Annotated in this window: 26 protein-coding genes and 3 pseudogenes; 11 read left to right on the plus strand and 18 right to left on the minus strand. The window is 59.1% G+C overall.

What is annotated here, in order from left to right:
* Positions 1-12: 12 nt before the first annotated feature.
* The 4 genes from ABJ99_RS14735 (at position 13) to mltA (ending at position 5,571) form a co-directional block, all read left to right on the plus strand.
* Complete coding sequence (locus ABJ99_RS14735; protein WP_054086421.1) at positions 13-2,295, plus strand: TonB-dependent receptor; 2,283 nt, start codon at positions 13-15, stop codon at positions 2,293-2,295.
* Between the two features lie 26 nt (positions 2,296-2,321).
* Entirely contained in the window at positions 2,322-2,972 is a 651-nt protein-coding gene (locus tag ABJ99_RS14740) for a MotA/TolQ/ExbB proton channel family protein (protein ID WP_054086422.1), read from the plus strand.
* A gap of 63 nt (positions 2,973-3,035) precedes the next feature.
* Positions 3,036-4,304, plus strand: a complete 1,269-nt coding sequence (locus ABJ99_RS14745) for a phospholipase D-like domain-containing protein (RefSeq protein WP_054086423.1) — start codon at positions 3,036-3,038, stop codon at positions 4,302-4,304.
* 67 nt (positions 4,305-4,371) lie between these two features.
* Complete coding sequence (gene mltA / locus ABJ99_RS14750) at positions 4,372-5,571, plus strand: murein transglycosylase A (protein WP_162491547.1); 1,200 nt, start codon at positions 4,372-4,374, stop codon at positions 5,569-5,571.
* Positions 5,572-5,658: 87 nt separating this feature from the next.
* Here the strand turns inward: mltA and ABJ99_RS14755 are convergent, their stop codons facing one another.
* Both ABJ99_RS14755 and parS read right to left on the minus strand, forming a co-directional pair.
* Entirely contained in the window at positions 5,659-6,120 is a 462-nt protein-coding gene (locus ABJ99_RS14755) for an RES family NAD+ phosphorylase (RefSeq protein WP_054086424.1), read from the minus strand.
* Complete coding sequence (parS, locus tag ABJ99_RS14760) at positions 6,117-6,566, minus strand: type II RES/Xre toxin-antitoxin system antitoxin (protein WP_054086425.1); 450 nt, start codon at positions 6,564-6,566, stop codon at positions 6,117-6,119. Before parS ends, ABJ99_RS14755 begins: the two co-directional genes overlap by 4 nt.
* Positions 6,567-6,842: 276 nt before the next feature.
* On the opposite strand from parS, the gene ABJ99_RS14765 reads away from it, so the two are divergent.
* The 3 genes from ABJ99_RS14765 (at position 6,843) to aroA (ending at position 9,686) form a co-directional block, all read left to right on the plus strand.
* The gene (locus ABJ99_RS14765; protein WP_054086426.1) at positions 6,843-7,847 is read left to right on the plus strand and encodes a response regulator; all 1,005 of its coding nucleotides are present in this window, start codon (positions 6,843-6,845) and stop codon (positions 7,845-7,847) included.
* 3 nt (positions 7,848-7,850) lie between these two features.
* Positions 7,851-8,333, plus strand: coding sequence for a PAS domain-containing protein (locus tag ABJ99_RS14770; RefSeq protein WP_007253055.1), 483 nt, complete (start codon positions 7,851-7,853; stop codon positions 8,331-8,333).
* 96 nt (positions 8,334-8,429) lie between these two features.
* The gene (aroA, locus tag ABJ99_RS14775; RefSeq protein ID WP_054086427.1) at positions 8,430-9,686 is read left to right on the plus strand and encodes a 3-phosphoshikimate 1-carboxyvinyltransferase; all 1,257 of its coding nucleotides are present in this window, start codon (positions 8,430-8,432) and stop codon (positions 9,684-9,686) included.
* A 22-nt stretch (positions 9,687-9,708) separates the two neighbouring features.
* On the opposite strand, the gene ABJ99_RS14780 is transcribed toward aroA, so the two are convergent.
* Both ABJ99_RS14780 and ABJ99_RS14785 read right to left on the minus strand, forming a co-directional pair.
* On the minus strand, positions 9,709-10,371 hold the full coding sequence (locus ABJ99_RS14780) for a ChrR family anti-sigma-E factor (RefSeq protein ID WP_054086428.1): 663 nt from the start codon (positions 10,369-10,371) through the stop codon (positions 9,709-9,711).
* Positions 10,371-10,883: a sigma-70 family RNA polymerase sigma factor gene (locus ABJ99_RS14785; protein ID WP_054086429.1), complete on the minus strand. Its 513-nt coding sequence runs from the start codon at positions 10,881-10,883 to the stop codon at positions 10,371-10,373. Before ABJ99_RS14785 ends, ABJ99_RS14780 begins: the two co-directional genes overlap by 1 nt.
* A gap of 60 nt (positions 10,884-10,943) precedes the next feature.
* Between ABJ99_RS14785 and ABJ99_RS29215 the strand changes: the two genes are divergently transcribed.
* Positions 10,944-11,393, plus strand: a complete 450-nt coding sequence (locus ABJ99_RS29215) for a hypothetical protein (protein ID WP_230081035.1) — start codon at positions 10,944-10,946, stop codon at positions 11,391-11,393.
* Positions 11,394-11,404: 11 nt separating this feature from the next.
* Here the strand turns inward: ABJ99_RS29215 and ABJ99_RS28305 are convergent.
* The 3 pseudogenes from ABJ99_RS28305 to vapB form a co-directional block, all read right to left on the minus strand.
* Positions 11,405-11,551: pseudogene (locus tag ABJ99_RS28305) on the minus strand (aldose 1-epimerase); the annotation flags it as partial.
* Between the two features lie 23 nt (positions 11,552-11,574).
* Positions 11,575-11,772: pseudogene (locus ABJ99_RS27205) on the minus strand (PIN domain-containing protein); the annotation flags it as partial.
* Positions 11,772-12,002: pseudogene (gene vapB / locus ABJ99_RS14795) on the minus strand (type II toxin-antitoxin system VapB family antitoxin). The pseudogenes vapB and ABJ99_RS27205, both read right to left, overlap by 1 nt.
* 366 nt (positions 12,003-12,368) lie before the next feature.
* On the opposite strand from vapB, the gene ABJ99_RS14800 reads away from it, so the two are divergent.
* Positions 12,369-12,941, plus strand: a complete 573-nt coding sequence (locus ABJ99_RS14800; RefSeq protein ID WP_054086430.1) for a hypothetical protein — start codon at positions 12,369-12,371, stop codon at positions 12,939-12,941.
* Between the two features lie 6 nt (positions 12,942-12,947).
* On the opposite strand, the gene ABJ99_RS14805 is transcribed toward ABJ99_RS14800, so the two are convergent.
* The 8 genes from ABJ99_RS14805 to ABJ99_RS14840 all read right to left on the minus strand — a co-directional run bounded on the left by ABJ99_RS14805 (position 12,948) and on the right by ABJ99_RS14840 (position 21,000).
* Entirely contained in the window at positions 12,948-13,817 is an 870-nt protein-coding gene (locus tag ABJ99_RS14805) for an aldose 1-epimerase (protein WP_054086431.1), read from the minus strand.
* Entirely contained in the window at positions 13,792-14,763 is a 972-nt protein-coding gene (locus tag ABJ99_RS14810) for an EamA family transporter (RefSeq protein ID WP_054086432.1), read from the minus strand. Before ABJ99_RS14810 ends, ABJ99_RS14805 begins: the two co-directional genes overlap by 26 nt.
* 84 nt (positions 14,764-14,847) lie before the next feature.
* A complete protein-coding gene (locus ABJ99_RS14815; protein ID WP_007253046.1) occupies positions 14,848-16,128 on the minus strand; it encodes a TRAP transporter large permease in 1,281 nt (426 codons plus the stop codon).
* Positions 16,129-16,656 (minus strand): TRAP transporter small permease, encoded by a 528-nt coding sequence (locus tag ABJ99_RS14820; RefSeq protein ID WP_054086433.1) that lies wholly within the window; start codon positions 16,654-16,656, stop codon positions 16,129-16,131.
* 60 nt (positions 16,657-16,716) lie between these two features.
* Positions 16,717-17,742, minus strand: a complete 1,026-nt coding sequence (locus ABJ99_RS14825; protein ID WP_054086434.1) for a TRAP transporter substrate-binding protein — start codon at positions 17,740-17,742, stop codon at positions 16,717-16,719.
* Positions 17,743-17,798: 56 nt separating this feature from the next.
* Positions 17,799-18,683: a glucurono-1,5-lactonase gene (locus tag ABJ99_RS14830; RefSeq protein WP_054086435.1), complete on the minus strand. Its 885-nt coding sequence runs from the start codon at positions 18,681-18,683 to the stop codon at positions 17,799-17,801.
* A 42-nt stretch (positions 18,684-18,725) separates the two neighbouring features.
* Positions 18,726-19,553 (minus strand): NAD-dependent epimerase/dehydratase family protein, encoded by an 828-nt coding sequence (locus tag ABJ99_RS14835; protein WP_054086436.1) that lies wholly within the window; start codon positions 19,551-19,553, stop codon positions 18,726-18,728.
* A 178-nt stretch (positions 19,554-19,731) separates the two neighbouring features.
* Entirely contained in the window at positions 19,732-21,000 is a 1,269-nt protein-coding gene (locus ABJ99_RS14840) for an OprD family porin (RefSeq protein ID WP_054086437.1), read from the minus strand.
* A gap of 471 nt (positions 21,001-21,471) precedes the next feature.
* Between ABJ99_RS14840 and budC the strand changes: the two genes are divergently transcribed.
* On the plus strand, positions 21,472-22,236 hold the full coding sequence (gene budC / locus ABJ99_RS14845) for a meso-2,3-butanediol dehydrogenase (RefSeq protein ID WP_054086438.1): 765 nt from the start codon (positions 21,472-21,474) through the stop codon (positions 22,234-22,236).
* 41 nt (positions 22,237-22,277) lie between these two features.
* Here budC and ABJ99_RS14850 read toward each other — a convergent pair whose 3' ends face one another.
* Together ABJ99_RS14850 and ABJ99_RS14855 are read right to left on the minus strand one after the other, a co-directional pair.
* Positions 22,278-22,688, minus strand: a complete 411-nt coding sequence (locus ABJ99_RS14850) for a putative toxin-antitoxin system toxin component, PIN family (RefSeq protein ID WP_054086439.1) — start codon at positions 22,686-22,688, stop codon at positions 22,278-22,280.
* The gene (locus ABJ99_RS14855; RefSeq protein WP_054086440.1) at positions 22,688-22,927 is read right to left on the minus strand and encodes a ribbon-helix-helix domain-containing protein; all 240 of its coding nucleotides are present in this window, start codon (positions 22,925-22,927) and stop codon (positions 22,688-22,690) included. The genes ABJ99_RS14850 and ABJ99_RS14855 overlap by 1 nt, the downstream gene beginning before the upstream one ends.
* 418 nt (positions 22,928-23,345) lie before the next feature.
* Between ABJ99_RS14855 and ABJ99_RS14860 the strand changes: the two genes are divergently transcribed.
* Positions 23,346-23,870: a hypothetical protein gene (locus ABJ99_RS14860; RefSeq protein WP_230081036.1), complete on the plus strand. Its 525-nt coding sequence runs from the start codon at positions 23,346-23,348 to the stop codon at positions 23,868-23,870.
* A 68-nt stretch (positions 23,871-23,938) separates the two neighbouring features.
* On the opposite strand, the gene ABJ99_RS29885 is transcribed toward ABJ99_RS14860, so the two are convergent.
* The gene (locus tag ABJ99_RS29885; RefSeq protein WP_412032784.1) at positions 23,939-24,802 is read right to left on the minus strand and encodes a methyl-accepting chemotaxis protein; all 864 of its coding nucleotides are present in this window, start codon (positions 24,800-24,802) and stop codon (positions 23,939-23,941) included.
* Positions 24,803-24,806 lie beyond the last annotated feature (4 nt).

Consider the following 24,806-nt stretch of genomic DNA (forward strand, 5'->3'; position numbering starts at 1 on the left):
AGGAACAAAGTGATGAAGCTTTCCAGGATTCACCTTGCGTTGGTCGCCGCTGGCATGAGCCACGGCATGGTCATGGCTGACCAGAGTGTGAGTGACGTCGGCACCATTGGCGTACAGGGCAAAGCGACTGCCGGTGGCGGTTATATGGTTCAGGAGGAAAGCATCAAGGCGCGTTCCACCGTGACCAAGGAGGCGCTCGACAAACAGACCGCAACCGGCAACGCAATCGACAAGCTCAAGTACACCCCGGGCCTGAATATCTCCAGCGAAGACGCCACCGGTCTTTCGGGCTTTCGCTTCACCATGCGCGGGCTCAACTCGGATCAGGTCGGCATGTCGGTAGACGGCATGCCGATCAACGACTCCGGCAACTATGCGCTGTACTCCAACCTGCTGGGTGACCCGGAAAACATCGATCAGATATTCGTCACCCAAGGCTCTGCCGAAAGCGATGGCCCGCACATCGGTTCCAGCGGCGGCAACATCGGCATTGTGACCATTCGGCCCACCAAGGAAACCGGCGCGTTCGTCAAGCAAGTGGCGGGCAGCAACGGTACTTACAAGACCTTCGCGCGGCTCAACACCGGCGAGATCAACGGGCTGAGCAACTGGCTTTCGATGTCTCACACCGAAGGCCAGAAGTGGCGCGGTGATGGGGCGGTACGTGCCGACAAGGTGGAATGGAACAGCTTTTTCGACATGGGTTCGGGTAATACGGCCAACCTGATTCTCAAGTACCACGAACAGGACAACAACAGTTACAGCCAGCTTACCAAGAGCCAGTTCCAGCAGGGCGGGCGCAAGTTCGACCCTTATCCGTCGACGCCTGCACTGGGCAGCAATGGCAAGCTCTCCAGCTATTACGAGCTGGCGCAAAACCCCTTCCAGACCTTTACCGGGGTGCTCAATACTCAATTCAAACTGGCCGACAACCTGGCACTGTCGGTCATCCCTTACTACTTCTGGGGTAATGGCAGCGGTGTCAACAGCTCGTCTTACGCGCTCAATCGCGGCTCGAATCAGAATGGCGTATTCGACCTGAGCAACTTGCCGACGGCAGCGGCTTACAACGCAGACGGTTCATCGACCACTGGCGTTTACTATCGGCCTTCGCGCACCCAGACCTGGCGTCCGGGCATCACCACCAAGCTCAACTGGGATGTCAACGACGAGCACAGCGTGCAAGTCGGCTACTGGTATGAGCGCGCGCGCCAGTCGCAGACCCAGCCTTTCATCCGCCTGAAGAGCAACGGCAAGCCGGCAAGTATTTGGCCAGACTCCGATTATATGGTCGATGCCAACGGCAATGAGATCCAGGGTCGGGACCGCTATACCGTAACGCCCGCACAGAAAGTCTGGGCTCAGGACACCTGGTATTTCGCCCCGGACTGGACGCTGATTGGCGGTCTGGCTTACATGAACGTGAAGCGCGAAGGCACCAACCACGGCAGTCTCACCGAGCGCCCGGAAGAGCGTGACCAGACGTATAACAAGCTGCTGCCCAACGTAGGCCTCAAATACCAGTTGGATGAACGTGACCAGCTGTTCTACAGCCTGTCACGCAACATGCGCGTGCCACAGAACTACGTACTGTATGACCAGGGTGCCGGCTCTATCGACAGCAAACCGGAAACCAGCTGGAACCACGAACTGGGCTGGCGCTTTACCGATCAGGACATGACGCTGGCGGCCACCCTGTTCTATATGCAGTTCAAGGATCGCCAAGTCTCGTCTCGGGATATCAACGGTGACTTTGCCGATATCAACGCCGGCGCAGTGGACAACAGCGGTCTGGAGCTGGAGTGGAGCGGTCTGCTGCCCAACCATTTCAACTATTACACCTCGTACACCTACACCCGCGCCAAACAGAAAGATGACCTGACCGTCTTCAACAACGGCGCTGCCATCGAATTGCCCACCAGTGGCAAGCAGTTCACCAACGTGCCGAAGAACATGCTGGCGGCCAACATCGGCTACGACGACGGCAGTTATTACGGCACGTTCGGCGGCAAGGTCACCAGCAAGCTCTATGGCGACCTGACCAACGACGAGAGCATTCCGGGGCGCACCATCTTCAATCTGGGCGCCGGTATCTACCTGCCGGTGGACAAGAAAATCGTCAAGGACGCCACCTTGCGCCTGAACGTCGACAACCTGTTCGACAAGGAATACCTGGACGGCGTGTACACCACCAAGACCAACGCCGCCCGTTACAGCGGTTTCCGCGATGGCGACCCGGCCTATATCGTCGGCGTCGAGCGTACCGTCACGGTTTCCCTGGAAGCCAATTTCTAACCTTTCATTGACCAGAGGTCTGCGCCATGGACATGAATCAGCTCCACGACATCACCTTTTATGTGATGTACGCCGCGATCGCCATCGCGATCTTCGTCACGATTGAACGCGGCATCTACTTTGCCTACGTACGTCGCCAGTCGCGTGCGCTGCAAGCGGCGCTCAATGCTTCGGTACACAGTGAAAAAGACCTGCCGGAAACGCTGACACGCCGCACCAGCCTGCCGCTGGAAATGGTTCTGCCGGTGCTGGCGCAGAAAAATGCTCACGGTTCACGCCGGGATCTGGATGACGTCATTGAAACCCAGTACCTGAGCACTCGCGCGCCATTGTCCCGTAGCCTCTGGCTGATCGAGACCATCACCACGGCCGCGCCTTTGCTGGGATTGCTGGGTACCATTCTGGGCATCATCGATACCTTCAAAGCCCTGGCCAGCGCCGGGGTGTCCGACCCCGGGCAGATTTCTGCCGGTATCGGTACGGCGTTGTTCGCGACAGGTCTGGGTATTGCGATTGCGTTGTTCTGCGTGGTCTTTCACAACTACTTCCAGGACAGCCTTGAGCGCATCAACGATCAACTCAAGATCCTCCTGATCCGAGCTTCCAGCGGGGCGCGGGTTCAGGATGAAATATCGCATCCGGTCGCCATTCCCCAGCCCAATTTCCGCACGGCATGATCGACACGTCGGCGCAGGTCTCTGACGTGCGCCGCTTCCGACTGTTTTCGCTACGAGACGCTCATGCACCTCCCTATCTGGTTTCGCTCGATGTCCATGCGCTATCGCGGCCTGCTTGCCGCGTTGCTGCTCGGCAGCCCGGTCGCCCATGCGGATTTCGCCATACCCGGTTTCGAACTGGTGCACACCGTACCCGTCGGGACCGACCTGAAAACCCCTGACCTGCGGGCGCCTGGCGACGTCTGGCGCGAGCTGTTCGATGCGGCTCGCGAGCGTATCGATATCGAACAGTTCTATGTCGCAGATCAGCCAGGATCGGTGATGGGCAAGGTGCTTGAAAGCCTCACCGCAGCGGGGCAGCGCGGGGTAAAAATACGCTTTCTGCTGGAAGAAAAGGGCCTGAAGCTTTCCGATCCAGAGACCCTTGAACGCTTGCGGGCAATCCCCAACCTCACCTTGCGGGTGCTGCCTTATGCCAAGCTGACCGGCAGCGGCATCATCCACGCCAAGTTTTTCGTCGTGGATGGCCGGCAGGCGTTCATAGGCAGTCAGAATTTCGATTGGCGTTCACTGGAACACATCCACGAAACCGGTTTGCGTATTGACGAGCCCACCGTCGTCCGCCAAACGCAGGCTGTGTTCGATCAGGACTGGCTTGCCCAGGCGGCCATCGCCGACCGCAAACCTGTGCCGGTTCCTGTTTCTTTAGCGCCACCTGTCAGCGGCTCATCGCCCTCTGGCAATTATCTGGTCGCCAGCCCGCAGCGCTACAACCCGCCAGGCGTGCTCGACTCAGAGATCGAACTGCCGCGTTTGCTGGCACAAGCCAAAAGCGAGGTTCGTGTCCAGTTGCTGGACTACGCGCCCCTGGCCTATGGGCCTGATAAAGCCCGGCCTTACTATGCGGTAATCGACAACGCCCTGCGCAGCGCTGCCGCCCGCGGCGTATCCATCAAACTCATGGTTTCAGACTGGAACACCGGCAAGCCTGAAGTCGCTTACCTGAAAAGTCTGGCCTTGATGCCTAACGTGCAGGTGCGCATTGTCACACTGCCGATGGCTGCTCAAGGCTTTATCCCTTACGCACGCGTGATCCACAGCAAAACCATGGAAATTGATAACCAGATCGCCTGGGTCGGTACCAGCAACTGGCTCGGCGGCTACCTCGACAACTCACGCAACCTGGAAGTCGTGATGCACGACAGTAAGATGGCCACGCGCATCGGCCAGTTGCATGCACAACTCTGGGAGGGGCCGTATGCACAGCCCATCGACATCAATCGCGACTACCCGCAACCGCATCCTGGAAGTTTGAATGCAGCTTCCCACTAGGCCCCCACGCCTCATTCCGCCACAATGACGCCCTTTACCCACCAGCCTGCTGCAGGCTGTGAACGGATTGGTGCTGCTGATGACGTTCTCTTTCAAGCCATGGTCTCGGAGCCTGGCGCTGGCTTTGCCACTGGCCTTCATGCTGACCGCTTGTGACAAATCCGATAAACCGGCTGCGCCGCCAGCCGCACCGCACACCACTTACTCTCAAGCCACCTGGGACGCGCTGCCAGCGGTTTCGGATGCTGATTTGCAGGCCGGTTTCGCTGCATGGCGCAGCGCCTGTGTTCGCCTCAAGGCCGATGCCGTGTGGGGGGCGACGTGTGCGGCGGCGGCAAGTCTTGCGGCTGCGCCGGACGCGGCGCAGATCCGTACGTTTCTGCAGGAGCAGTTGCAGGTCTACAGCCTGCGCGCCGACATCGGCAGCGCCGATGGTCTGATCACCGGCTATTACGAGCCAGTCTATCCCGGCAGCCTGACCCAGACAGCGACCGCCAATGTGCCGGTGTATGGCATTCCGGATGATCTGATCGTGGTCAATCTGGACAGCATTTACCCGGAGCTCAAGGGCAAGCGCCTGCGCGGTCGGCTTGAGGGGCGAGTGCTCAAACCTTATGACGACGCTGCGACGATCAATGCAAAGGGCCTGAATGCGCCGGTCATTGCCTGGCTGACCGACCCGATGGATCTGCAGTTCTTGCAGATTCAGGGCTCCGGGCGGGTCAGCCTGGAAGATGGCTCGCAGCTGCGTCTGGGCTACGCCGATCAGAACGGTCGTCCGTATCGCGCCATTGGTCGCTGGCTGGTGGAGCAGGGCGAGTTGAAGAAGGAAGACGTGACCATGGGCAGCATCGCTGCGTGGGCCAAGGCGCATCCGGAGCGGATCAACGAACTGCTGGCCAGTAACCCGAGTTACGTGTTTTTCGGCCGTAACCCTGACAGTAATGAAGGTCCGCGTGGCTCGCTCAACGTGCCACTGACGCCGGGTTACAGCGTGGCCATCGATCGCAAGGTGATTCCGCTGGGCAGTCTGCTCTGGCTGTCCACCACGCGACCGGACGGCAGCAGCGTGGTGCGCCCGGTCGCTGCGCAGGACACCGGCGGTGCCATTGCCGGTGAAGTACGCGCTGACCTGTTCTGGGGCACAGGTGAAGAAGCCGGCAAGCTGGCGGGTGACATGAAGCAGAAGGGCAACATCTGGTTGTTGTGGCCCAAGGGCGTGGCATTGCCTCAGACGGATGTCGCTCAGACGCCAGCGAGTCAGTGATCAACAGCCGGGGTTTTCAAGTAGGTAGCTCTATGGCGTGTTCGTGCCAGACGTAGAGCTTTCCCTTCTGCCCGCTGTGCAAGCCGCTCACGTCAGCCGTGGGTCTACATCAAACGCCAGTTCTCGGGCCGTTGCGACAACGGCTTCGAACGCCGGGTGCCGGACGTTGAGCACGTAGTTCTGCTCGCGCGGGATGATCACGCTGGGTACGGCCAGTGCCAGGCTTTGACCAGACGCCAGCCAGGCGTCGCCGAACGTGGCCGTGGCTTGTGGCGCGGGTTCTTCGCGCCAGTCGGGTGGCAGGGTGTCGGGGCGCGCGTTGAGGATAAGGTCTTCGGCGATCTGCAGTTCAAGCATTGCGTAATGCCGGGCCACGCCGGTGTTGTTCAGGTGAACCAGTATTTCCAGCAGCGCCAGCGACTCGCTGCCCGCGCAATACAGGCACGCGTTGCCCTTGCTGTTCCAGCGTCCGCCGTAGAGCTTGGCACCTTCGCCGTCGAACGCTTGCGCCAGCCATTTGCGCTTTACCAGACGATAAACGGCAATCACGCGACCACTCCGTGCTCCAGCCGACCGATCAGGTCCAGCACGGCCTGGGCTTCGGCTGAGGTGGCAAGCATCTCCAGCGGCCTGCGATTGCCCAGCCCGTGCACTGGATTGGCCAGCCACAGGCGCGTGGCTTCGGTGTCGTCTTCAAACAGGTCCAGCGCCGCCTTGTAGACTGCGGCGAGACGAAACAGACGGTCACTTTCCTCGGCGTTGAAGCGGCGCACCTTGAGACGCCGCTGCAAGGTGGCCGGAGCGATGCCCAAGTGCTCGGCCAGTGTCGAGCGGTTCAGGTCGGTGTAATGCGCCAGACGTTCGAACACCTCATAGGGCAAGCCGCTGTGCAATGCCGTGTGCAGGCGGGTGCCACGTGCCGGAATGCCCAGGTGATGCCAGAAGTCGTCCTGCCGGGGCTTGGCCGGTTGATAGTCGCTGATGGGCAGGGACATGACTCACCTCTCTGGTACGCGGTCGATGTATCGAGTGATTGCTATTGAATCTATCACTTGATGATAGGCCTGTTTGTCCGGCGGCGGTAGTGATCTGCAACAATAGATGACGACTTAAATTACAGAAACGTCAAAGAGCGCCGATTTAGGCTATAGGTTAGTTTGAATGTTATCGATAGAGCGTTATAGGCTCAGGCCATTCTCCCCCCGATAGTGCAGTCGAACCTGTACGTGCTGCCACCGTCGGCCTGATTTTTCTGCAGTGAGAACCACACGATGTCCACGCTTGCGCTATTGATATGTGACGACTCGAACATGGCGCGCAAGCAGTTGTTGCGTGCCTTGCCCGAAGACTGGGATGTGTCGGTCACACTGGCTACCCAAGGCCAGGAAGGTCTGGAGGCCATACGCAAAGGGCAGGGCCAGGTCGTGCTGCTCGACCTGACCATGCCGGTGATGGACGGTTACCAGACGCTGGCGGCGATCCGTGCCGAAAACCTGGACGCCAGGGTGATTGTCGTGTCCGGCGACGTACAGGACGAAGCGGTGCGCCGGGTCATGGAGCTGGGTGCGCTGGCGTTCCTGAAAAAGCCGGCTGATCCGGACGAGCTCAAAAGCACGCTGGAGCGCCTCGGCCTGCTGGGCAAGCCTGCGACGGCACCGGTGCCCTTGCCGGCGCTGAACAACACGGGCGGGGTGATCAGCTTTCAGGATGCGTTCCGTGAAACCGTCAACGTCGCCATGGGGCGCGCGGCAGCATTACTGGCCAAGGTGCTGGGGGTGTTCGTGCAGTTGCCGGTGCCCAATGTGAACATGCTCGAAGTCGGCGAGTTGCACATGGCGCTGGCCGATGCGCACAGTGATCAGCGTTTGACGGCGGTATGTCAGGGTTATATCGGTGGCGGAATCGCCGGTGAAGCGCTGCTGATTTTTCATGATTCGGAGATTTCCGGCATCTCGCAACTGATGGGCGGCGATCATTCCGACAGTTCCGACATGGAAATGCTGCTGGACCTGTCCACGATCCTGATCGGTGCCTGCCTGAGCGGCATCGCCGAGCAGATCGACATCGCCTTCTCGCAGGGGCACCCACAGCTGTTGGGCGCGCAGGGCGGGATCGACGAATTGATCCGCATCAATCAGCAGCGCTGGAAAAAAACGCTGGCGGTCGAAATCAGTTACAGCGTGGAAGGCCACAATCTGCATTTCGATCTGCTGATGCTGTTCACCGAAGATTCGGTCGAGCTGCTTACCAAAAAACTCGCCTATATGATGAGCTGACCCATGAGCAACGCTATCGAAATCAACGAGCTTCATTGGTTGCTGGCCGTCACCCAGAACATTGACGTAGGCATTGTGGTACTGGACCTGAACTACCGGGTCACGGTCTGGAATACTTTTATGGAAAACCGTTCCGGTGTGGTGCCCTATGTGGCCATCGACAAGACCTTTTTCGAGATTTTTCCCGAGGTCAACGCGAAGTGGTTCAGCAAGAAAATCGATAACGTCGTGACCCTCGGCACGCCTGCGTTCACCATCTGGGAGCAGCGGCCGTACCTGGTGCGTTTCAAGAATTATCAGCCGATCACCGGGCAGGAGGAATTCATGTACCAGAACACCACGCTGTTTCCGCTGCGCTCGACCACGGGCGCGATCAGCCATGTGTGTCTGGTGATCTATGACGTTACCGATGTGGCGGCCAACCGCAATCAACTGCTGGCGGCCAACGACAAGCTACAGCAGCTTTCCGGAGTAGCGCCCGAGTGATCAGCCTGCGCTCATGACCATCCAGTAAAGCCGCCCTGCGAGCTTGATCGTCCTCGTGCTAGGATCGCGATTTTTCCGCTGACGCTCAGGGACATCATGCGATCTCAAGCCACTCTCACTGTTATGCCTGTCGAGCGCCCGCTGGTCGGGCGCGTCAGCCCGCCGGGCTCCAAGTCGATCACCAACCGGGCGCTGCTGCTGGCAGGCCTGGCCAAAGGCACCAGTCGTCTGACCGGCGCGCTGAAGAGCGACGACACCCGTGTGATGTCTGACGCGCTGCGTCTGATGGGCGTGCAGGTCGATGAGCCGGATGACAGCACCTTCGTGGTGACCAGCAGCGGCCACTGGCAGGCACCGCAGCAGGCGCTGTTTCTCGGCAACGCCGGGACCGCGACGCGCTTCTTGACGGCTGCGCTGGCCAATTTCGAAGGCAATTTCGTGGTGGACGGCGACGAGTACATGCGCAAGCGCCCGATCGGCCCGCTGGTCGATGCTTTGCAGCGCATGGGTGTGGACGTCAGCGCGCCCAGTGGCTGCCCGCCCGTGGCGATCAAGGGCAAGGGCGGTCTTGAAGCCGGGCGTATTGAAATCGACGGCAACCTGTCCAGCCAGTACGTATCGGCGCTGCTGATGGCCGGCGCCTGCGGCAAGGGCCCGCTCGAAGTGGCGCTGACCGGCAGCGAAATAGGTGCGCGCGGTTACGTGGATCTGACCCTCGCCGCCATGCAGGCGTTTGGCGCAGAGGTCCAGGCCATTGGCGACTCAGCCTGGAAAGTCTCGGCCACTGGCTACTGCGCGACCGATTTCCATATCGAACCGGACGCCTCCGCCGCGACCTACCTCTGGGCCGCGCAGGCGTTGACAGAAGGCAACATCGACCTCGGCGTGGCGAGCGACGCGTTCACTCAGCCGGATGCCCTCGCCAGCCAGATCATCGACCGCTTCCCGAACATGCCCGCCGTGATCGATGGCTCGCAGATGCAGGACGCGATCCCGACGCTGGCGGTGCTCGCAGCGTTCAATCGTCAGACAGTGCGCTTTGTTGGCATCGCCAACCTGCGGGTCAAGGAATGCGACCGTATTTCAGCCTTGTCGCAAGGCCTGTGCGCCATCGCGCCCGGCCTGGCGGTTGAAGAGGGCGACGACCTGATCGTGCACGCCAACCCGGCGCTGGCAGGCACCACGGTCGATGCGCTGATCGACACCCACGCCGACCACCGGATCGCCATGTGCTTTGCATTGGCCGGCCTGAAAATCAAAGGCATCCGCATCCAGGACCCGGATTGCGTCGGCAAGACTTACCCGGGTTATTGGGATGCGCTGGCTTCGCTAGGGGTGAATGTTCAGCGCTGACAGCTGTTGCAGCGGCCGTTCTTCAAATCCCGAAAAACGGCTGCATCATCCGCGCCATCAAGCCATGAAAGCGCAGTTTTGACTCAGCTGCCAGCACGCAGATGCATTCCCGGTCGGGGTAGGCAATCGGCTGGTGCTGGATGTGGCTGTCCAGATCTGCCACATCGTTGAGTCCGAATTCACCCTGCACGTCGTGATAAGCGCCCTTGAGCACCATGGTCATTTCGCCGCTTTCATGGCTGTGGACCGGCATGCTGACGCCGGGGGCGATTTTCAGCAGCATGAGGTTGCCCTGTTCGATTCCCTGGGCGCTGATGCGCTGGACACCGGGGATAAGGGTTTTCCACTTCAGTGTGCTCAGATGCCGGCCGAAATGCGCGTGCATGCAGTGGGGCAGCAAGTCAGGGTCATGATTGGTCGTTTGCATGGCATGCAAAGCCGAATCGACACTGGTTTCCTGCTCATCCAGACGCGCCAGCATGGCCATCCGGCCCTTGAGTGGCACCACGCGGCTGATGGACTGCTGCATCAAAACGCCGCCGATCTGTTCGGCTTGCCGCAGCCGCGCCCGGCATTCGGCGCAACGCTCCAGGTGAGCGGCGGTGACTACCGCGATGACCTGCGACAACGCCCCTGCGGCGTAGCTGATCAGAGTCGCGTCATCCGGATGATGTACTGGGCTCATCATGACTCCTCGATCCGAGAGCGCAATTTTTGAAAGGCCAGGCGCAGGCACGACTTCACCGTGCCCAGTGGCATATCAAGGCGTTCGGAAATTTCCCGATGACTGAGCGCTTCGAAATAAGACATTCGCAACACTTTGGCCTGATCGGCAGGCAGGTTCTGGATCGCGGTGTTCAGTTGTTGCTCCTGACGCTGGCTGTAATCGAGCGTTCTGTCTACCGGGGCCTCCAGACGTTCGAGTTGTTCCAGCGAATTTTGCACCTGCACCCACCCCCGATCCTTGCGCACGCTGTCGATGTACAAATTGCGCGCGATGCGGAACAGCCAGGTTCCCAGGCTGGCTTTGGACGGGTCGAAGGACTCGGCCTTGTGCCAGAGCTTCAGGAGCACTTCCTGCACCAGTTCTTCAGCCTGCCCTTCAGGCACATTCAGGCCCGTCAGATAGCGCAATAAACGTGGGGCGAAGTGATCGTAAATGCGCATGAAACTGTCGCGGTCCCTCTCGCGGGCCACGGCGGTGACTTCATCAATCCAAAGTCGGCTTGTTGTCGAGTCGCTGTGAGGGATGGGCAAGTGACAGAAGGTCCTGAGACTGGCAGTAGTGCGCATAATCCACCTTCTGATCACCATTGTCTGGTTTTGGTTCGCGATGCACAGGTGTTACGTAGCGGGATGGGGAATGGATCACAGGATGTGACGAGCGGCGCGGAGGATTTTTACAGGTTCGGCCATGACAATGGCTGCGGGCCGGTCATGCAGCCAACATCCAGCAGGAAATGGGTCATTACCTGGAGTGATGGAGTCACCAGCACTTATGAGTTCAAAGCGACGATCAATAATATCGGTACTTTAAACACAACTATTGTTGGTGTTGGGACAATGGTGGACGGCCGTTATAACGGCGCCAATGTGACAAGTACATTTTTACTTGGCAATTTTCAGTCAACGTTGGAGGACAGCTGCAACACCGCCATCGGCGTTACCAGCGTCAGCGGTCTTTCAACACTGGTGATTACACCGTAACCATATACCAGTCAGGGCACGGATAAGGCCTGCTGTACATTTTTGTACTGCAGGTTGAATCCCAACGTCATCGACTCGCCGCGCCGCAACAGCTTCAACCCCGGATGCCCAGGCAAATGATGGGCATTCACCGGGTGGCTGACGGGCTCAAAACAGAAGAGGCATTACAGTTATCGCGATGACGTGCCGTAAAGCCTTCCACAACGGCGAGATTTCTTTCAGGTCTTGAAGACTTTTCTGCGCCGTAGACAAGCTCCACCAGCGTGATAGCGCTGATACACAGTTGTCCATAATGAAGGTTGAAGGCTTCACGTATCGAGGTGGGTTCGTTATTGACCGTGAAGATGCAGATGTTAGTGTCAAGCATGTACGTGAGCATCAGAACGATTCGGGCTGTTGTTCTGCCGGTTGCCCGCGCTCTGTCATGAAGTCATCACTGACGCCTTCGCCATCGAACCAGCTGTTCCACATTTCACCTGCGGGCTAAATGATCCGGCTCCTGCCCACGGCGACAACATCGACTCGTTTCACATCGTCGGGCAAGGCCATGGCTTTTGGAAGCCGGATAGCCTGGCTGCGATTGATTTTGAACAGAGTGGATTGCTCCATTGATGATTCCCTAGGCTGCATGATAACCAGGAATGGGATTTTTCCGGGAGATGTCAACGGGACATCCCGGTGGTTTTCGAACGCTTTGCCCGTGCCGATCGCGGACTGGAACCGTAGCGGCTCTCGGTAGAGCGGCTAACCCGATGTTGATAGATTTGCCCTGTCCTTAAAACCTGAACCTTGGATGTGCAGGCTGATAGGGGCTTTGACGGCGTGCCGAGGATTACAGGAAGGAATGGCAGGTCTTGCAGACGGATGCGCCAAGCGTCGCGGCCATTGGCTGTTACTGTCATTTCTGACAGTAGAGTAATCAACGCCGGCTGATTATCCTGAGGTCTGGACGTTATCAAGGTCAGGGAGACCATTATGGATATTCATGTCGCGCGCGCTTCATCTGGTTCAGTCAAGCTGGCCACGCTATCGCTGGTCATTGTGTGTACGGGGCTTCTATTAGCGCCCGAGCGATCACAGGCTGAAGACGCTAACCGGACGATTTGTCTGGCAGGAACTCATACTGCAAACTGGTCGCCCGGGGTGACCAACACCGCGAAGGATGTCAACGTCTCGACAACCAGCAAATGGGGCCCCTGTGCATCGCACCCGCAACTGAAGGGGATCAGCGCCTCATCCAGCGCACGTTTCAAAGCGAATTTTTCCTGCAAATCCTTGCTCCTGCAAACCAACCCGATTGTTTGGGACATCAAATGGGGTGATGGTGCCGCCAGCACTTACAAGTTCATCGCGATCCTCAACAACATCGGTAATCTGAGTACAACAATTCTCGGTGTCGGAACGATTATGGACGGCCGCTACAAGGGCGCCAGCGCGGTCAGTACGTTTGTACTGGGCAGTGACAGTTCCTCACCGAATAACGATTGCAATAAATGGAGCGGTGTCACCCAGGTCAGCGGCCTTTCGACACTGGTTATCGCCCCATGATGTGCGTCACAGCGTCTGATAATGCAGGCTGAACGCCAGCGTTGTTGTATCTCCCTGGCGCAACAGCTTCAGCCCCGGATGCCCAGGCAAATGATGGGCGTTGACCGGGTGGCTGACCGGCTCGAAGCAAAAGAAATCCAGCCCCGGCGGGCAGAACACCAGACAGTAATCGCTGCCGGTGGCCTGGCAGTGCAGTTCATAACCCAGGTCCGGCTGGCTGATGACGCTGTGTCCATCCCAGCCGGTAAAGCCGTTGTCGAGGCGTGTGTCGGGCAGAGCGTTGCTGTGCTGGAAGTCCCATTCGGCAGGAATGTCCTTTAAGGCAGCCGGCAAGCCGTTTTCATCACTCAGCCAAACCTGCGCGACGTTGGCCTGCAAGCGCGTGTGGGCGGTGCGAGGAAGGTAAGGATGCAAGCCCTGGCCGTGCCAGGCAGCGTGGTTGTCCAGGTGAGTGGTGGTCAGTTCGACACTCAGTTTGCCGTCGTGCAGGGTGTAGCGAAGTTGCGCGCGGTAGGCGAACGGCGTCTGGCTGTCGAGTTGCAGGCAGATCTGCCGAGGCGTCTGCTCAATGACTATCCATGGCTGCTGCCAGGCGCTGCCGTGAATCGGCAGCGGGTCGTTGGCGCTGTTGGGGGCCAGTGCGAGCCAGCCATCCGGCGTGTCAAAACCGCCGTTGCCGATCCGGTTCGACCAGGGTGCCAGCGGGTAGCAGGCCAGTCGACGCGGCATGCCTGCCGCCAGTGCGTCATCGTTGCTTGTGCGCAGCAACGGCTGGCCGCTTGCCAATACCGTCCAGTTGACAATACTGCCGCCGATTTCGGGAGCGACGCTCAGGCGGGTAATACCGTCTTCAAGGGTCAGAACGTTCACGGGCATTATGCAGGGCCTTGTCGGATAGTTGGGGGGCTGGCGGGTTGGCGCGGCGCCAGGTCAGCAGCACGATGCCGCTGACCACGATCAACCCGCCGAGGATCTGGCCGCTGCTGAGCAACTGATCCAGAATCAGCCAGCCGAACAGCAGGCTCGCCACCGGCTCGATGTTCATCACCGGTGCATTGCGGCTGATATCCAGGCGCGCCATGCAGATGAACAGCAGCGAGAAACCCAGCCCGTAGAGCAGCACCAGACTGGCCAGTGCGGTCCAGCCGATACGGCTGGAGGGTAGATCCACGCCGCCGGGCAATACGCCACTGCTGCCTGCAACGGCGGCGACCACAAATACCACGGCCATGGTCAGCATGCTGCGAACGCTACCGCGCATGCCCGCCAGTTTGTTATCGGTTATCCACAAGGCGAACGCGAATACCACCGCGGCGGTGGACGCGTAGGCGATGCCCTCCAGCCATTGCGGCTCGCTGCTGCCCGGGTTCGACAAGCGCTGTGGCACGTCCAGCGCCAGTGCCAGGCCAAACAGAATCAGCGCCATCAGGCCTGCCGCACGGCGTGTCGGCCTGGTACCGCCCAGCGCCCAGGTCAGTAACGCCAGCAGGATCGGCGAGACATTGACCACCAGTAATGCCAGCGCGACCGGAATGCGCGCGACTGCCGAGTAGATGCAAAAGCTTTGGGTCGCGATCAGCAGCCCGAGCAACAACTGCCAGCGCCAGGTGCTGGCCGGCAGACTGAGTGTTTCACGTTGCCACAGCACCAGGCTGGTGAGCGCCAGCAAGGTCACGCCAGAGCGACAAAGGATGGCCAGCAGCAGGCCGGTGTCGTGATCGAAGGCAATACGTGCGGCGATGTGATTGCCGGCAAACGAGCAGGCCAGCAGCGCGAGGATCAGCACGGCGATGTGACGGGGGAACAGGGCAGGGGCGGACATACGCAACCAGCCTCCTTGGCTGGATAACAGAGAGTGCGCACCGGAGCTCTTTGCAGAGCCCCGGTGGCGTTGCAGCGACAGACCTTAGAGCACCACGCTCGGCAGCCACAGCGAAATGGCCGGCACATAGGTCACCAGCATCAGCACCAGAAACAATGCGACGTAGAAAGGCACCAGCGCTTTCACGGTGGCTTCGATGGTGACTTTACCCACCGCCGCACCGACGAACAGCACCGCACCCACCGGCGGTGTGATCAGTCCGATCCCCAGGTTGACCAGCATGATCATGCCGAAATGCACCGGGTCGATGCCGACGCCGACGATCACCGGCAACAGGATCGGGGTCAGGATCAGAATCAGCGGGGCCATGTCCATGACGGTGCCCAGCAACAGCAGCATCACGTTGATGCACATCAGGATCACGTAACGGTTATCCGACAGGGTCAGGAACGCTGTCGTGATCTTCATCGGGATTTCCATCAGCGTCAGGATGTAACCGAAGCTGGCAGCAAAACCGATCAGGATCATCACGATGGAAATGGTCCGTGCCGCCCGGTGCATCAGCTTGGGCAGATCGCGCCATTTGTAGTCGCGGTAGATGAACATGGTGACAAAGAACGCCCACAACACGGCAATGGCAGCCGACTCGGTGGCGGTGAAGATACCCGACAGAATGCCGCCGAGGATGATGACCATGGCCATCATGCCCCAGAGCGCTTCACCGGCGATTTTCAGCGCCTGACGTAGCGGTATGACTTCGCCCTTGGGGTAGTTGCGCTTGCGCGCGAAGATCATGCATAAGCCCATCATCACCGCGCTGAGCAGCAGGCCCGGCATTATCCCGGCCATGAACAGCGAAGCGATCGACACGGTTCCGCCTGCCGCCAGCGAGTAAAGCACCGAGTTATGGCTGGGTGGCGTCAATAGCGCCTGAACCGAGCCGCTGACGGTTACCGCGGTCGAGAAGTCGCGAGGGTAGCCGTTACGCTCCATTTCCGGGATCAGCACCGAGCCGACCGAAGCGGTATCGGCAACTGACGAGCCTGAAATCGCGCCAAAGAACGTCGAGGCCACGATGTTGACCAGCGACAGACCGCCGCGCACAAAGCCGACCAGCACGGCAGCGAAGGCGACCAGTCGCCGTGACATGCCACCTTCGGCCATGATCGCCCCGGCGAGGACGAAGAACGGGATCGCCAGCAACGAGAATTTGTTCACGCCACCGGCAATCTGAATCATCAGCGCATCGGCCGGAATATCGATCCACCAGGCGCCGATCAGGGCTGACAGGCCCAGTGCATAAGCAACCGGCATGCCGATGAGAATCAACGCGATGAAGCTGCCCAGCAGTATAAAAGCGTCCATTTATGCGGCACCTTCGCTTTCTTCAATGACGTCGAAGCGCATCACCGCGCGATGACTCTGGTCGCCCAGAAACAAACGTTCCAGCACGAAAATCAGGGTCACGATACCGCCGATGGGGATTGGCAGATAAGAGATCCCCACGCGCAGAAAGGGCAGTTCGCCAACAAACTGATTCCAGGTGGTGGCGCACAACTTGAAGCCCTTGACGATCATGAACAGGGCCACAATTGCCATCAGGACCTGCACCGCCACGGCGGCGACACGACGTACCTGCTGCGGCATGCGGTCCACGGCCATCGAGACCGCCATGTGTGCGCCCGCCCGGTAACTGGCCGCTGCGCCGAAGAATGTAAACACCACCATCAGCAGAATGGCGGTGGGCTCCGGCCAGCTGGAGCCGCTGCCCAGGATGTAGCGGGCAAAAATGCCCCAGGGAATAATCAGCGTCATGATCAGCACCGACAGACCCGCAATGCCGATACAGACGCGATAGAGCGTGTCGTTGATGCGCAATAGATTACTTTTCATAGGGGCTCACCACGGCGGCGAACGAGCCTGGGCTCGTTCCCGCTGCTTGATCGGACTGGCTTATTGGGCCGCTTGGGTGTTGCTCGCGGCCAGCGCCGGGTTGGTCTTGACCTCTTCGATGCGGCGGATCAGATCCTTGTAAGGCGCGCCGTATTTGTCACGCACCGGCTGGGTCGCGTCGTAGAAGGCTTTCTTCTGCTCCGGTGTCAGCGTGATGAACTCCACGCCCGCAGCCTTGAGTTTGGTCTCGGCTTCGGCTGACGACTTGTCCCACAGTACGCGCTCTTCCATCTGTGCTTCACGCGCGAGCTTTTTCACCAGCGCCTGTTGCTCGGGCTTGAGCTTTTCCCATGTGCTTTTCGACATCACGATCGGCTCCGGCAGGATCAAGTGCTCGGTGATCGTGAAGAACTTGGCGTTCTGGTAGTGATTGTGCTGGAGGTAGGTCGGCGGGTTGTTTTCAGCACCGTCGATCACGCCGGTCTGCAGGGCGCTGAAGATCTCGCCGGTGGCCATGGCGATGCCGTTGCCGCCCATGTCATTGATGGTGTCGATGAACACCGGGTTGCCCTGAACACGGATCTTCATGCCCTTGAGGTCCGACATCTGCCGTACCGGCTTCTTGGTATACAGGTTGCGGGTGCCGCCATCCATCCAGGCCAGGGCGACCATGTTGAATTGCGAGTTGGTGATCTTGTCGAGAATCTCCTGGCCGATCTCACCGTCGATGATCGTGCGCATGTGCGCCTGATCGCGGAACACGAACGGCAGGTTGAAGACGTTGACGTCTGGCACCACCGGGCCGACGATGCCGAGACTGACACGGGTCATCTGCACGGCACCGCTCTGCACCTGCTCGACGACTTCCTTCTCGGAGCCGAGCACGCCGCCTGCGTACATCTTGAAGCTGATCTCGCCCTTGGATTGCTCGTCGAGCTTCTTGCCCATGTTCTGTTCAGCCACAACCGGCGCGTAGCCTGCCGGGTGAATCTCGGCGAACTTGATCTTGACCTCTGCCTGGGCCATGCCCGACATGCAGAAAGCCAGCGGAAGTGCTGCGATGAGGAGCTTGCGTTTGAAATCCATGGATATCTCCAATGTTGTTATTTTTGGTCGAGCTACGGGATTTTCGGAAGGCGCAGTCAGCCCTTGAACGCGGGTTCCTCCAGGCCTTTGACGCCAGGTCGCAAAGCGAACACGCCACCGGCGAGCGGCTGGTCGCTGAGATCGCCGCCCGGGCGAATCGAGGTGACGAACAGGATGTCCAGGTTCGGGCCACCAAACGCACACATGGCGGGCTTTTTCACCGGCACCACCAGTGAGCGGTCAAGTTTGCCTTTGGGCGTGAAGCGGTGAATCAGCCCGGCGTCGTTGCCGCAGATCCAGTAACAGCCGTCGACATCGATTGCCGCGCCGTCGGGGCGCCCCAAGTGATGGTTCATGTCCACGAACAGGCGGCGGTCATGCGGCGTGCCGCTGTCAGTGTCGTAATCGAAGGCCCAGATCTTTTGCACGTCGGGGTGTGAGTCAGACAGGTACATCGTGTTGCCGTCAGGGCTGAAAGCCAGGCCGTTGGGGACAATGAAGTCTTGCAGCAGCGGGTCCAGCGTCTTCTGGTTCGCGCTGTAGCGATACATCGCGCCAACCACCGCACCTGCTGCCATGTCCATCAGCATGGTGCCCGCCCAGAAACGACCTTGACGGTCGCAGCGGCCGTCATTGAAGCGCATGCCCGTGCGCAGGTGCTCGACGCTGACCAGCAGCGTGCTGATCAGGTTGCCGTCTTCACAGGGTTGCAGATGAAAAATCCCGCTCTCCATTCCGGCGATCCAGCCACCGCGGCTATCGGCGGCAATACAGGCGAGCATCTGCGGTGCTTTCCAGCTGCGCGTTGTGTTGTCTGCGCAGCTCCAGCAATGCAGTTGGCCTTGCGGAATATCCACCCAGTACAACGCCTGGTCACGCACGCTCCAGACCGGGCTTTCGCCTGTGGCATTTTGTGCATCGACGATCAGTTCGGCATCCATGACGGTTCGTGTCTCCGGATTTCTGAAAGAAAGCAGTGATGCTTATTGGTCGCCGAACGGCCCCGAGGCCACGAATGCGCCACCCTGATAAACCATCGCCGGATCATCGGCCGCCGGCTGCGGCTGGGCCTCGATCTTGGCACGGAACTGCTCTGAGCTGTCTTCGGGGGCATAGCCCAGCTTGCTGGCCAGGCTGTTGTCCCACCATACGTTTTTGTTGTCCGACATGCCGTAGACCACGGTATGACCTACATCCGGTGTGTACAGGGAGCGCTTGATGAGTTGGGTCAGGTCGCCAAAGCTCAGCCAGGTGCTCATCATTCGGCGGTTCTGCGGTTCGGGAAATGACGAGCCAATGCGGATGCTGACGGTTTCGATGCCGTAACGATCAAAGTAGAAACTGGCCATGTCTTCGCCGTAGGACTTGGACAGGCCGTAATAACTGTCCGGACGACGCGGGGAGTGCGCGTCGATGGTTTCGTTCTGCTTGTAGAAACCGATCACATGATTGGAGCTGGCGAAGATCACGCGTTTCACGCCGTGCCGGCGAGCGGCCTCGTAGATGTGAAAAACGCCGCAGATATTGGCGCCGAGGATTTCCTCGAACGGCCGTTCCACCGACACGCCGCCGAAATGCAGAATCGCATCCACGCCTTCGACCAGTTGATGTACCGCATGCTTGTCAGCCAGATCGCAGACCTGAACTTCTTCGGTGGCGTCGATGGCTGGGGCCATATCGGCGATGTCGGAAAGTCGCAGCACCTTCGCGTAAGGGCGCAAGGTCTCGCGTAATACTTTGCCCAGGCCACCTGCCGCGCCTGTCAGCAGGAGGCGATTGAAGGGAGTTTGCGTGGTATGAGCCGATATCATGAGAAAAGTCCTGATTGTTATTGTTGTCATCTGTTGTCGTATGACTTGCTGAATTATTTGCACCGCCTACGCGGATTGTCAACGCGGCCAACGTCTAATTCCGGCCTTTGCACACTTCGCAACACAGCTGGTTACAAAGGCAAAGTCTGCAGTCATCGCCAGACTTTGCCACAGGGCGTCAGAGCAGCGAAATCGGATAGCTGATGAACACGCGGTTCTCATCGAATTCGTTGGCACTGAAGTCGCGACGTAGTGTGGAATTGCGCCACTTGACGTTCAGGTTCTTGAAGGCGCCGCTCTGCACGGTGTAAGCCAGTTCGGACTCGCGCCCCCATTCCTTGCCGTCGGTGATGTTGCCGGTATGCACGTTATCACCGCTGATGTAACGGTTCATCATTGTCAGGCCGGGTACGCCGAGCACCACAAAGTTATAGTCATGCCGTAATTGCCAGGACTTCTCTTTGGCGTTGTCATAACTGGAGTTGTAACTGTCGTTGGCCAGCGTGCCGCCGCTGGTGCCGTTGACGCGCATCCACCCGGTATCGCCAGTGATCTTTTGCAGGCCGACATAGAAGGTACTGCCGCCATAGCGCGCGGAGAGCAATGCGTAGGCGGTCTTGTTGTCCAGATCGCCCGCCAGTTTGTTGCCGTCTTCCTTGCCGTTGAAGAAGCCGAGGTTGGCGCCGAGTGTCCAGTCGCCGATTGGCTGACTGTGCAGCAGATTGAAGAACTGTTGCTGATAGATATCCTGCAGTTCCGAGTACCAGATACCTGCCTGAGTACGTTTGTCGTTGAACACGTATTCACCGCCGCCGAAGTTGAAGCGGTCCGAAGTGAATGCGCCGCGTCCGTTCAGCGACATGTCCTCCATGCTGGCATCGTTACGCGGGCTGTTGCCACGGAATTGCCCGCCGTACAGGGTCAGGCCGTCGATCTCTTTGGAAGTGACCTGACCGCCCTGGAAGGTTTGCGGCAGGGAGCGACCGTCATCGGAGCGCAGGATGGGCAACACCGGCATCCATTCACCGACTTTCAGTTCAGTCTTGGAAACCCGCGCCTTGCCCGCCACACCCAGACGTCCGAAATCATCGGCCGGACGCCCGTCGCCATGGATCGGCAGCAACTGGGTGCCGCCGGTGCCTTTGCCGCCATCGAGTTTGACCGAGTACAGACCCAGCACATCAACTCCGAAACCCACAACGCCCTGAGTGAACCCGGACTTGGCATCAAGAATGAAGCTTTGCGTCCACTCTTCGGCCTTGTTCTGCGGTGCCGCACTGTTCGGAAAAGCCGGATTGGTGAAGTTGCGGTTGAAGTACGCGTTACGCAGGGTGAGCGTCGCCTTGGTGTCGTCCACGAAGCCTTCGGCCATGCCGAGCATCGGGAAAACCAGCGTCATGCCGCCGACCCCTAGCAGGATGCGCGAACGGGTGGTGTGAGATGTCATTATTGTTGTGCTCCCTTGTTTATCGAAAACTGTCCCCTTTTCTGGCTGTGTACTCTTTGCAGCCGACACCTTCGAGGATTGCGTGATGCCCGTTGCCAGGCAGGGTCTCGGCCGCAAGACAGCCGAATACCGCTCGCCGAACGTCAGCGAATGCTATGAATCAGGAAGGGTGTCGAATACTGCAAGGCAGACAGCGCGGGCAAAGTCTCAATAACGATGGAGCAAGCGAGCAGGCGCGAGTCTTCATATGAACGTACCCCGATTTTGTTTTTATTGTTGGCGTTATAGGTTGTCGTACAACCTTGGCGATTATTTGCAGCATGAGCGTTGTTTGTCAACGAGCGGTTAGTCGCGCTTTACCGATTCACCTGGTTTTCGTGCGCCAAAAAGGGCGGTAAACGAATGGGAGTGAACGTAGCGGACGCGCAGGCAGTCCACCCGGTAACCCCATTCTTTTATTGGAGCGGCCACATGAATCGGTTCACCCAGAAAGTCGTTGTCATCACAGGAGCAGGTTCCGGGATCGGCGCAGCAGCCGCCAAGCGTTTCGCGCGTGAAGGTGCAAGCGTGGTGCTGGTCGGCCGCAACCGCGAGAAACTTGCCAACGTGGCCGCGCAACTGTCAGGCGCAGAGCATTTGATCAGAGCCACCGACGTGGCTGATCTGACTGACGTGGAGGCGCTTTTCAAGGAAGTGGCTGAGCGCTTTGGTCGTCTGGATGTGCTGGTCAACAACGCGGGTGTCGTAACGTCCGGCAAAGTGACCGAACTGGGCGTGGACGACTGGAAAGCGCTGATGTCCGTGGACCTGGATGGCGTGTTCTATTGCACCCGCACCGCCATGCCAGCGCTGATCGCCAGCAAGGGCAACATCATTAATGTGTCGTCGGTGTCCGGCCTGGGCGGCGACTGGGGCATGAGTTTCTACAATGCGGCCAAGGGCGCAATCACCAATTTTACGCGCGCGCTGGCCATGGATCATGGCGTGGACGGCGTGCGTATCAACGCAGTGTGCCCTTCACTGACCCGCAGCGAGCTGACCGAAGACATGCTGGGTGATGAAGCGCTGATGGCCAAATTCAAGGAGCGCATCCCGCTGGGCCGCCCGGGCGAAGCTGAGGACGTTGGCGATGTTATCGCGTTTCTGGCCAGCGACGATGCGCGCTTCGTGACCGGCGTCAACCTGCCGGTGGATGGCGGCTTGTCTGCCTCCAATGGGCAGCCGCCGCAGGCTTGATGTTCGGCAGCACGCCTCATTGGAATGCCAGGTGGCCAGTATCAAAGTACCTCGGTGCAAAATATTGCAGGCGTTACGATACGAGTTCGTTCAATGTGCCCGCGCTGCAATAGACCCGCGCGGCGATCACCAGTGACGAGATAGTCTGCATTACCTGCGAGCGCCATGGCCAATAGAAACGAGTCGTCCGGATCGTCGGCCTCGTCCTCAATGGTCAGGCGCTCTAATACCAAAGCGCGCTGCGGGTTGTTGATCATGGCACCCACTTTGGCGGGTTTGAGGATTGCCTGTAGCTTGGGGTAGCGGCTCGCACGTCGAATTTCCTCAAGTTGCATTCGCGACGTTACGACTTCGAAGCGAGCGCTGCGCCAGGCACGGTAGATGGTATCGGGTGCACCGTGTGGGGAGATCAGTGCGCTGAACAAGATATTGGTATCCAACACGACCCGCATCAGCGCTTGTTTGTCCAGTCGAGCGCTTCATCAATCGCTCCAGCAATTTCCGCTTCACTTAGATTGGCGTTGGCGGTTTTCGCCTGTTCAGCACTGAGTTCCAGGATGTGGGCTCGCACTGCTTCTTCTATGAAGCGCGAAAGGTCACCTTTGCGGCCACCCCCCTGACTGGCCAGAAACATGCGGAGTGATTGGTCCGTGTCTGTGGAGACCGCGATATTCCATCGAGTGGTGTTCATTATCTTTGCCTGCGGATAGGTGTATGTGTGTTTATACACCTGTTTTTATCGCGTGGTAAATGCCCTGCGGAGACGGTGTGATGCTTGGCTACAGCTTCTGAAACTCACGCCCTCGTGTATCTGAGGACTTCAACCACCTGTCGCTCCGACCGGCCCGATCACTCACCTGCTGCCACACTGTCCTCCTATGGACCCGGCATCAGGCCTGATTCAAGTGCATCACCCTTCACGACAACGCAGATAAAGCCGTTGGCAGCCGTATTGCCTTGTTGCGTTAAGCCCTTAACGTTTCAGCATCGAACAGCCCCATGAACCCATCGTCTGAAATCGATATTTCAGGCCTGAGGTGTTACGACAAAGTCGTCGATGATGTCACCTACAGTGTTCCGCGCGGTATTACCCGTGAGGCCCGGGGCGCGTGTGGATTGTGCGTGTCCGCAAGGAAGAGAGCTGGAAGGTCAATGCGCGCTTCACGGATCTGCGTTTTGGCGGTACGCGGCGTGCACTGGATGCCGCCATCATTCATCTGCTTTACAGCGGCCATGCATGGCGACGTGAAGATGTTCTGCAACTGGGCAACAACACCGTTGTGCACTGGCGCAAGCGTAGCGGGGTGGGGTTGTGTGCGGTGGCGTATGTGTCCCGCAATGAGCCGGGGCGTGGTGAGACGTTCTTTCTGGCAACCTACAAGCGGATAGCCAGCGGACGAGGGCTTGAGAAACTCCATGGCCGACTGGTTCAGGTGCTGGAAAGCGCCCATGAGATTCAGCACGGCAAGGCAGGCATCTCTGATTCCGCACAGAACAGGATTCGCGAGGATATCCATCAGGTGCTCGGCAGTGAGGTGTTCCGGGCATTTCTACTGGCGGGCAAGCGCAAGGCTGATGAGATTGCCGTGGCTGATTATATCGAGCGGCTTCGCACACCCAGCGATCAACACTAAGCCTGTGGTGTGACCCTCTGAAACAATCAAGCCCGGTAAAAACCGGGCTTGAAAGTATTGGCCGCCGATCAGATTTTGAAGCGACTGACCAGTGTCTGCAAATGACCACCCAGGCGCGCCAGCTCAACGCTGGACGCAGCGGTTTCTTCGCTGGCCGACGCGGTTTGCTCGGACACATCGCGCACATTGACGATGCTGCGACTGATTTCCTCGGCCACTGCACTCTGCTGCTCGGCAGCAGCAGCGATCTGCTGGTTCATGGCCTGAATGCTGGAGACCGTCTGGGTGATGCTGCCCAGCGATGTACCGGCCTTGCGGCTGAGTTGTACGCTGCTGACCGTCAGCTCGCGGCTGTTGAGCATGATGCTGGACACCTGACGGGTCCCGCTTTGCAGAGCCGCAACCAGTGTTTCGATCTCGACCGTCGACTGTTGGGTACGCTGCGCCAGACCGCGCACTTCATCGGCAACCACGGCAAAACCACGTCCGGCTTCCCCGGCCCGTGCAGCTTCGATCGCGGCGTTGAGGGCCAGAAGATTGGTCTGCTCGGCCACGGCCTTGATCACGTCCATGACCTTGACGATCTTGTCGCTTTCCTGCTCCAGCTGATTCATCGCGTCGGCAGAACGACCCACTTCAGTCGCCAGACGCTCGATCTGGGCGATGGCCTCACCGACCACCTTGTCGCCGTCACGTGCTTCGCGGTCAGCGTTGGAAGCGGCATGCGACGCTTGTTCGGCGTTGCGCGCCACTTCGGCTACAGTCGCCGACATTTCATGCATGGCAGTGGCCACCTGATCGGTTTCCACTTTCTGGCTGTTGACGCCTGCGCTGGTCTGTTCGGTAACAGCTGACAGCTCTTCGGCGGCGCTGGCGATTTGCACGACGCTGTCGCGAATCCCGCCGATCAAGTCGCGCAACGTGCTGCCCATGCGC

Origin of the sequence: Pseudomonas syringae pv. cilantro, from assembly GCF_001293775.1 — a bacterium.
GTDB lineage: Bacteria > Pseudomonadota > Gammaproteobacteria > Pseudomonadales > Pseudomonadaceae > Aquipseudomonas > Aquipseudomonas syringae_P.

Bases quoted from the DNA above. Each gene is read 5' to 3' on its own strand.
- ABJ99_RS14780 (WP_054086428.1), bottom strand. From the start codon at position 10,371: ATGAGCCCAGTACATCATCCGGATGACGCGACTCTGATCAGCTACGCC.
- ABJ99_RS14745 (WP_054086423.1), top strand. From the start codon at position 3,036: ATGCACCTCCCTATCTGGTTTCGCTCGATGTCCATGCGCTATCGCGGC.
- aroA (WP_054086427.1), top strand. From the start codon at position 8,430: ATGCGATCTCAAGCCACTCTCACTGTTATGCCTGTCGAGCGCCCGCTG.
- budC (WP_054086438.1), top strand. From the start codon at position 21,472: ATGAATCGGTTCACCCAGAAAGTCGTTGTCATCACAGGAGCAGGTTCC.
- ABJ99_RS14835 (WP_054086436.1), bottom strand. From the start codon at position 19,553: ATGATATCGGCTCATACCACGCAAACTCCCTTCAATCGCCTCCTGCTG.
- ABJ99_RS14805 (WP_054086431.1), bottom strand. From the start codon at position 13,817: ATGCCCGTGAACGTTCTGACCCTTGAAGACGGTATTACCCGCCTGAGC.
- ABJ99_RS14810 (WP_054086432.1), bottom strand. From the start codon at position 14,763: ATGTCCGCCCCTGCCCTGTTCCCCCGTCACATCGCCGTGCTGATCCTC.
- ABJ99_RS14825 (WP_054086434.1), bottom strand. From the start codon at position 17,742: ATGGATTTCAAACGCAAGCTCCTCATCGCAGCACTTCCGCTGGCTTTC.
- ABJ99_RS14850 (WP_054086439.1), bottom strand. From the start codon at position 22,688: ATGCGGGTCGTGTTGGATACCAATATCTTGTTCAGCGCACTGATCTCC.
- ABJ99_RS14800 (WP_054086430.1), top strand. From the start codon at position 12,369: ATGGATATTCATGTCGCGCGCGCTTCATCTGGTTCAGTCAAGCTGGCC.
- ABJ99_RS14855 (WP_054086440.1), bottom strand. From the start codon at position 22,927: ATGAACACCACTCGATGGAATATCGCGGTCTCCACAGACACGGACCAA.
- ABJ99_RS14840 (WP_054086437.1), bottom strand. From the start codon at position 21,000: ATGACATCTCACACCACCCGTTCGCGCATCCTGCTAGGGGTCGGCGGC.
- ABJ99_RS14740 (WP_054086422.1), top strand. From the start codon at position 2,322: ATGGACATGAATCAGCTCCACGACATCACCTTTTATGTGATGTACGCC.
- ABJ99_RS14815 (WP_007253046.1), bottom strand. From the start codon at position 16,128: ATGGACGCTTTTATACTGCTGGGCAGCTTCATCGCGTTGATTCTCATC.
- ABJ99_RS29885 (WP_412032784.1), bottom strand. From the start codon at position 24,802: ATGGGCAGCACGTTGCGCGACTTGATCGGCGGGATTCGCGACAGCGTC.
- ABJ99_RS14765 (WP_054086426.1), top strand. From the start codon at position 6,843: ATGTCCACGCTTGCGCTATTGATATGTGACGACTCGAACATGGCGCGC.
- parS (WP_054086425.1), bottom strand. From the start codon at position 6,566: ATGTCCCTGCCCATCAGCGACTATCAACCGGCCAAGCCCCGGCAGGAC.
- ABJ99_RS14770 (WP_007253055.1), top strand. From the start codon at position 7,851: ATGAGCAACGCTATCGAAATCAACGAGCTTCATTGGTTGCTGGCCGTC.
- ABJ99_RS14820 (WP_054086433.1), bottom strand. From the start codon at position 16,656: ATGAAAAGTAATCTATTGCGCATCAACGACACGCTCTATCGCGTCTGT.
- ABJ99_RS14830 (WP_054086435.1), bottom strand. From the start codon at position 18,683: ATGGATGCCGAACTGATCGTCGATGCACAAAATGCCACAGGCGAAAGC.
- ABJ99_RS14735 (WP_054086421.1), top strand. From the start codon at position 13: ATGAAGCTTTCCAGGATTCACCTTGCGTTGGTCGCCGCTGGCATGAGC.